Raw genomic sequence first — 1547 nt, forward strand, 5'->3', positions numbered from 1 at the left:
GTAAGGATTCAGGTCTAATATTGTGGAAGCAAAGAAGGACAAGACAGACTATTATTAAAGTCAGCAATTAGAGCTTGAGCAAAAAAATTAATAACAGACCGACCTTGACGACGACAGGTTTGCACCACAGTCAATAAATTGGCAGTATGTCGAAACCGCTCCATCGAACGGGAACCACCACTGACTTTACGTTTTGTGACAGCCAAACGCAGCGAACGTTCGGCCTGATTGTTATCAGGGGGAACTTCAGGATGGTCAAGGAAGTACCACCATTGATCAGCTTTATGGCGTAAAGAGCGTAAAAGCTGGCCTGCGGTAGCTCCGGCTAAATCAATCCACTGATTGAGTGAGGAGTGCAACTTAGATTTGAATTGATTGACCCAATCGTTGTAGATGACCGAATCAAGAGTTTCAAACCATTGGGCGTAATTTCTAAAGGCTTCATCAATTAAATCAACAAACGCTTCACCAATAGCTTGGTTGTGAAGTCCGGGAAGTTGAATTAATTTTTTAAAGTGACGGCGTAAATGAGCCAAACATTTCTGCTGGGAAACAGCTTGATAGCCATTGTAAACGCTAAAATCGTCGCTGCTGAGTACCCCTGTATATTTAGCCCCTAAAATTGTTTCTAGTTCGGCTCTAGAACGAGTATCCGCCGCAGTAAACAGGCAGAAATCCGCGTTGGCAACTACCCACAACCATTCTTTAACTCCCTTGACTGACCAAGGTGTTTCATCTACATGAACATTAGGTTGGGTCTGTTTTACCCAATTACTTAATTCTCTAATGCTGGGTTCAATGGCTTGAGTAATCCGTTCATTCGTGGCGACTAAAGTACCTAGGCCAATTTCAATTTGTCCTAGTTCCCAAAGCATTTCTTGCTGTTTCTCATAGGGCATATGTGCATAATTATTTGCCCACCCTAAAAACGCCTGTAAAGAGATTCCTAAATCTTGTCCTGGAATGATATCTTCTGGCCAAGAGGAAGTTTGCACATTGCCACAACTCTCACACACGCAGGTGTGGCGTTGATACTCCACTATTTCAATAGGACGTTCCACTAATTGCGCTACGGTGTGTTTTTCTACTTTTACTGCCACACACGCAAATGCTTTGTGACCACAACAGATACAATCTGTAGGACGTAAAATTTCAAACCGATCTATTCTGCCAAAACCTTTACGAGTCTTACCTTGATGTCCTGGCTGTCCCCCTGGTTTTCTTTTGGGATGATTTGATTGGTCTTGGGCTGGTGCTTTTTTGTTTTCGCTCTTTTTGTGAATGTCTTGTGATGGTGGTTTCGACGAATTAGAACTGTCTAAATCTCTACTGACTTTTAAACGCTCTATCTCTTGCTGTAGTTCTAAGATGGTTTTCTGTAATTCACGTATTACCTTGCTCTGCTCAATAATTATCTCTACCAGCTTTTCTTTCGGCAACTGGTTCAAGCTTTCTGGGTTTAAATCTTGAGGCAGGTTTTGGTTCATATTTGTGATACTCCCCCTCAAGTGTTCCCTTTGTCAATAATCCTCTACCTGAATCCTTAC

At 42.2% G+C, this 1547-nt stretch carries 1 protein-coding gene; it reads right to left on the reverse strand.

All coding sequences use genetic code 11. The annotated features are described in order from the left end of the window. Positions 1–14 precede the first annotated feature (14 nt). The gene (locus BV375_RS15160) at positions 15–1487 is read right to left on the reverse strand and encodes an IS66 family transposase (RefSeq protein WP_086761852.1); all 1473 of its coding nucleotides are present in this window, start codon (positions 1485–1487) and stop codon (positions 15–17) included. Positions 1488–1547: the final 60 nt, after the last annotated feature.

This window comes from Nostoc sp. 106C (assembly GCF_002154725.1).
Taxonomy (GTDB): Bacteria; Cyanobacteriota; Cyanobacteriia; order Cyanobacteriales; family Nostocaceae; genus Aulosira.